The organism is Pseudonocardia sp. SID8383 (genome assembly GCF_009864975.1).
Taxonomy (GTDB): domain Bacteria; phylum Actinomycetota; class Actinomycetes; order Mycobacteriales; family Pseudonocardiaceae; genus Pseudonocardia; species Pseudonocardia alni.
Map to the genome: position 1 here is coordinate 1 of NZ_WWFY01000922.1, position 4,486 is coordinate 4,486.

At 75.3% G+C, this 4,486-nt stretch carries 6 protein-coding genes and 1 pseudogene; 4 read left to right on the forward strand and 3 right to left on the reverse strand.

The features are described from left to right. Positions 1 to 9 precede the first annotated feature (9 nt). On the reverse strand, positions 10 to 819 hold the full coding sequence (locus GTW08_RS22135) for an ABC transporter ATP-binding protein (protein ID WP_073576902.1): 810 nt from the start codon (positions 817 to 819) through the stop codon (positions 10 to 12). Positions 820 to 941: 122 nt separating this feature from the next. Here GTW08_RS22135 and GTW08_RS22140 point away from each other — a divergent pair, with 122 nt between their 5' ends. Beyond that, a complete protein-coding gene (locus GTW08_RS22140; protein WP_073576655.1) occupies positions 942 to 2,108 on the forward strand; it encodes a sensor histidine kinase in 1,167 nt (388 codons plus the stop codon). Next, a complete protein-coding gene (locus GTW08_RS22145; protein WP_073576656.1) occupies positions 2,105 to 2,749 on the forward strand; it encodes a response regulator in 645 nt (214 codons plus the stop codon). Before GTW08_RS22140 ends, GTW08_RS22145 begins: the two co-directional genes overlap by 4 nt. 6 nt (positions 2,750 to 2,755) lie before the next feature. On the opposite strand, the gene GTW08_RS22150 is transcribed toward GTW08_RS22145, so the two are convergent. Beyond that, a complete protein-coding gene (locus GTW08_RS22150; RefSeq protein ID WP_139282892.1) occupies positions 2,756 to 3,031 on the reverse strand; it encodes a hypothetical protein in 276 nt (91 codons plus the stop codon). Positions 3,032 to 3,151: 120 nt separating this feature from the next. Beyond that, positions 3,152 to 3,733 (reverse strand): peptide deformylase, encoded by a 582-nt coding sequence (locus GTW08_RS22155; protein WP_073576658.1) that lies wholly within the window; start codon positions 3,731 to 3,733, stop codon positions 3,152 to 3,154. 204 nt (positions 3,734 to 3,937) lie between these two features. On the opposite strand from GTW08_RS22155, the gene GTW08_RS22160 reads away from it, so the two are divergent. Together GTW08_RS22160 and GTW08_RS22165 are read left to right on the forward strand one after the other, a co-directional pair. Next, on the forward strand, positions 3,938 to 4,255 hold the full coding sequence (locus GTW08_RS22160; RefSeq protein ID WP_100878847.1) for a DUF3263 domain-containing protein: 318 nt from the start codon (positions 3,938 to 3,940) through the stop codon (positions 4,253 to 4,255). Between the two features lie 16 nt (positions 4,256 to 4,271). Beyond that, a pseudogene (locus GTW08_RS22165) lies at positions 4,272 to 4,486 on the forward strand (LytR family transcriptional regulator); the annotation flags it as partial.

Genomic DNA, 4,486 nt, shown 5'->3' on the forward strand with positions numbered 1-4,486 from the left:
TCGCCGGGTTCACCGCGCCACCGGGCCGGTGATCGTGACGTCGGCGGTCGCCGGGTCGTCGGCGCCGGTCAGGGCGCCCATCGCGGACAGCACCCGGTCCGGGGTGGGCCGGTCCAGCCGGCCGGCGGCGCGGCCGTCGCGCAGCAGCAGGACCTGGTCCGACGCGGCGGCGGCCAGTGGGTCGTGGGTGACCATGACGACGGTCTGGCCGTAGTCGTCGACGCAGGCGCGCAGCAGACCCAGCAGCTCGCGTCCGGAGCGGGTGTCGAGCGCGCCGGTCGGCTCGTCGGCGACGACGATCTCCGGGCGGCCCAGCAGCGCCCGGGCGACCGCGACGCGCTGGCGCTGCCCGCCGGACAGCTCCGAGGGCAGGTGGGTGAGCCGGTCGGCGATGCCGAGCCGCTCGACGAGCTCGGCCCGCCACGCGTGGTTGGGCCTGCGTCCGGCCAGCGAGGCGGCGAGGTCGATGTTCTCCCCGGCCGTGAGGTGCCCGAGCAGGTTGCCGTCCTGGAACACGAAGCCCATCCGGTCGCGGCGCACCCGGGTCAGCGCGGTGTCGTTCAAGCTCCCCAGGTCGGTCCCGCCCAGCACCACCTGCCCCGACGTCGGCCGGTCGAGCCCGGCCAGGCAGTGCAGCAGCGTGGACTTGCCGGAGCCGCTCGGCCCCATCACCGCGGTGAACCGGCCGGCGGGAAGCCACAGCGTGATCCCGTCCAACGCGCGGACCGCGGCCCGTCCCGTCCCGTAGGTGCGGACCAGGTTCACCGTCGCGGCAGCGATCCGTGCAGGCACGTCGGCCGGACTCAACCCCTCGATCATGACGGTCACGGTGCCGCCGGGAGGGTGCCCGGGGCATCGGCCCGTGGTAGGGGGTTCCCCGTCCGGGTCGTCGTACTTCCGGCCGAGGTCGACCGGGCGCAGCCCGTCCTACCGTGTGTCCCATGAGATCCGCACCCCGTCGCGGCCGCCCCCTCCTGGCCGGGTTCGAGGTGCTCGCCTACCTGTTCTGGGCGGGGTGCGACGCCCTGCTGGGCCTGGGCGTCGGGCCGGCGGCGGTGCCGAGCGGTGCGGTGTACGGCCTGCTCGTGGCGGGCGTCGTGCTCCTGCGGTACCGGACGGGGACCGGGACGCTCCCGGTGGCGGTGGTCGCCTTCGGGCTGTCCGCGTGCGGCTCGGTCGCGGGGGTGGTGACCGGCGGGATCCCATTCGTGTCGCTGACCGAACTGTTCGCGCTGGCCGTGGTCACGGTGTCGGTCGTGCGGACCGCACCGGTCCGGGTCGTGCTCGCGACGGCGGTGGTGTCGCTGTGCCTCATCGTGGGCATGCCGCTGCTGCGCGTGCCGGACATCGACCGCGAGGTGTTCGCCAGCCTGACCGTGGTCGGCTGGGCCGGGACGATGGTCGTCGCGACCGCGGCGCGCGAGCTGTGGCAGCGCCGCTCCGCCCGGCTCGACCGGGCCCGCAACGATGAGCGCCTGGAGCTGGCCCGCGAGCTGCACGACACGGTCGCCCACCACGTCACCGCGATCGTCGTGGCGGCGCAGGCCGGGGTGGTCGTGGCGGGCAGCCGCCCGGAGGAGGCGGGGCGGGCTCTGGAGGCGATCGAGCGGGCGGGCGCCGAGGCCCTCGACGGGATGCGCCGCATGGTCGGTGTGCTGCGCTCCGGCGCCGGGGACGACACCGGGGACGGCGCCGAGCGCGCCCCCGGGCACGGCCTCGACGACATCGACGACGTCGTCGCCCGCTTCGACCCCGACGGCGGCCGGGCCCGGCTGGAGATCGCTCCCGAGGTGCGGGCGGCGCGGCTCGGCCCGGCTGTCGCGGCGACCGCGTTCCGGGTGGTGCGCGAGGCACTGACCAACGTGCATCGGCACGCCCCCGGCGCGACGACGGTGTCGGTCGGCGTCCACCTGCAGGCCGGGAGACTGGTGACCGTGGTGCACAACGACGGGACCGGGACCGAGAACCCGCTGCGCGACCCGGGCGGGTTCGGGCTGGCCGGGATGCGGGAGCGGGTGGAGGCCCTCGACGGCTCGCTGCACGCCGGGCCGGACGGGCCCGGCCGGTGGATCGTCGTCGCCGAGGTGCCCGCCGGGGCGGGTCGATGACCGCGGTCCGCGTCCTGCTCGCCGACGACCAGGAGATGGTGCGCACCGGCTTCGGGCTGATCCTGTCCGCCGAGGACGGCATCGAGGTCGTCGGCGAGGCCGCCACCGGCACCGACGCCGTCGCCATGGCTCGCGAGCTGCGCCCGGACGTCGTGCTCATGGACGTCCGGATGCCCGGGATGGACGGCATCGCCGCGACCCGCGCGCTGACCGCGGACCCGTTCCCCCCGCGGATCGTGGTGGTGACGACCTTCGACCTCGACGAGTACGTCTACGGCGCGCTGCGCTCGGGCGCCTGCGGGTTCCTGCTGAAGACGGCGGGCCCGCGGCTGCTCGTCGAGGCCGTCCGGGCCGCCGCGGCGGGCGACGCCTTGGTGTCGCCGTCGGTCACCGTTCGGCTGCTGTCGCGGCTCACCGAGCCGGAACCGGCCCGCGCCGACGTCCACGCCACGCTCTCACCGCGCGAGCTGGAGGTGGTGAAGGCGGTCGCCCGGGGCCGGACGAACTCCGAGATCGCCGGGGACCTGTTCGTCTCGCTGTCCACGGTGAAGACCCACATCGCCAACATCGGGTCCAAGCTGGACGCCCGCAACCGGGTGGAGATCGCGGCGTGGGCCTGGGAGAACCGGCTGGTCGAGTAGCGGGAGTCAGGCCCGCGCAGCGGGCCGGGCGACCGGGACGAGCGGGCGTCGCGGCGCCGGGACCCGCAGCGCCGCGGCGACGTCGCCCAGCGCCTCCGGGTACGCGGCGGGCGCGACCGGCAGCGGCGCGACCGCGTCGTCCGGGGACGCCGGGACACCCGCGCCGGGGCGGGCGGCGTCGCGCTCGGACGCGCGGGCGTCCCACAGCTCGAACAGTGGCTGCGCGGCCATGACGAGCAGCACGGCGAGGACCGGGACGACGGCGAGGATCGTGAGCACCATGGCGTCCACGGTGCCCGCCCGGGGTGGGTCCCCACATCGGCCGCGGGGCCGGTTCTCCCAGGTCGACCCCTAGTACCCGGGTATGAGACCCCGGTCCGACCTCGGGGTAGTCCCCGGGGCTCAGCCCCGCGGGACGTCGTCGGCCTCGACGGCCGACGGGTCCCACGAGTCCGACGGCGAGCCCCAGCCGTTGCGCTTGAGCATCTTCTTCGCCGCGCGCTGGTGGCGGCCCATCAGCCGGTCCAGGTACAGGTGACCGTCGAGGTGGTCGGTCTCGTGCTGCAGGCACCGGGCGAAGAACCCGCGCCCCTCGTAGGAGACCGGCTCACCGTCGAGGTCGGTGCCGGTGACCCGGGCCCACTCCGCCCGGCCGGTCGCGAAGTTCTCGCCGGGTACCGACAGGCAGCCCTCCTGGTCGTCGTCCGGGTCGGGCATGACCTCCGGGATCCCGTCGGTCTCCAGCACCGGGTCGACCACGACACCGCGCCGCATCGTGCGCGTCTCCTCGTCGGGGCAGTCGAAGACGAACAGCCGCAGGTCCACTCCCACCTGGTTGGCCGCCAGCCCGACGCCGTTCGCCGCGGCCATCGTCTCGAACATGTCCTCGACCAGCGTCCGGACCGTGTCGTCGACCGTGCCGACGGGGCGGGTGGGGGTGTGGAGCACGGGGTCGCCGACCATGCGGATGCGCAGAACCGTCACCGGAGCAGCCTACGGTCGCCGCCGGACGTGACCCGGCCGGGCGGTTTCGGTGTCGTCCGACCCGCCCTCCAGGCGCGTCGCAGCCCGGGACCGTCGGTCCCCTGTGGTTGAATCCGCACCGCGAATGACAGACGTGTCGTTCGTCGTCGCGGCGCCCGGGCGGGGCCGCCGCAGCACGAGATCGTCGTCCGCTCGAGGAGCGTGATGGAGTCCGCCGGGTCCCTGCCGGAACGCCGCGGAGCGCACCGGCGCACCGCTGCCGCGTCCCCCCGCGAGCTCGACCGTCGCGAACGCGAGATCCTCGCGTTCGAGGCCCAGTGGTGGAAGTACGCGGGCGCCAAGGAACAGGCGATCCGCGAGCTGTTCGACATGTCGGCCACCCGCTACTACCAGGTGCTGAACGCCCTGGTCGACAAGCCCGAGGCGCTGGCGGTGGACCCGCTGCTGGTCAAGCGTCTGCGCCGGCTGCGTTCCAGCAGGCAGCGCACCCGCGCCGCCCGTCGCCTCGGCCTCGAGCCCTGACAGCCAGGAGGTCACGATGACCGCACCCGCGTCCGGCGGGCAGTCACCGCTGAAGATCGCCGGTATCGCGCTGATCGGCGTCGGTGTGGTCGCCGCTGTCGTCGGCCTGATCGGCCTCACCGGCGGCGGTGAGGACGGCGGCAACCAGGCCGCGCCCCCGTCGGCGTCGGCCGAGCCCGCCCCGGCCCCGGCCCCCGCTCCGGGGGACGGCACCGGCGACGGCACCGGCGA

Excerpts from the sequence above, each read along its gene's own strand:
- GTW08_RS22135 (WP_073576902.1), bottom strand. The coding sequence starts at position 819 with ATGATCGAGGGGTTGAGTCCGGCCGACGTGCCTGCACGGATCGCTGCC.
- GTW08_RS22140 (WP_073576655.1), top strand. The coding sequence starts at position 942 with ATGAGATCCGCACCCCGTCGCGGCCGCCCCCTCCTGGCCGGGTTCGAG.
- GTW08_RS22145 (WP_073576656.1), top strand. The coding sequence starts at position 2,105 with ATGACCGCGGTCCGCGTCCTGCTCGCCGACGACCAGGAGATGGTGCGC.
- GTW08_RS22150 (WP_139282892.1), bottom strand. The coding sequence starts at position 3,031 with ATGGTGCTCACGATCCTCGCCGTCGTCCCGGTCCTCGCCGTGCTGCTC.
- GTW08_RS22160 (WP_100878847.1), top strand. The coding sequence starts at position 3,938 with ATGGAGTCCGCCGGGTCCCTGCCGGAACGCCGCGGAGCGCACCGGCGC.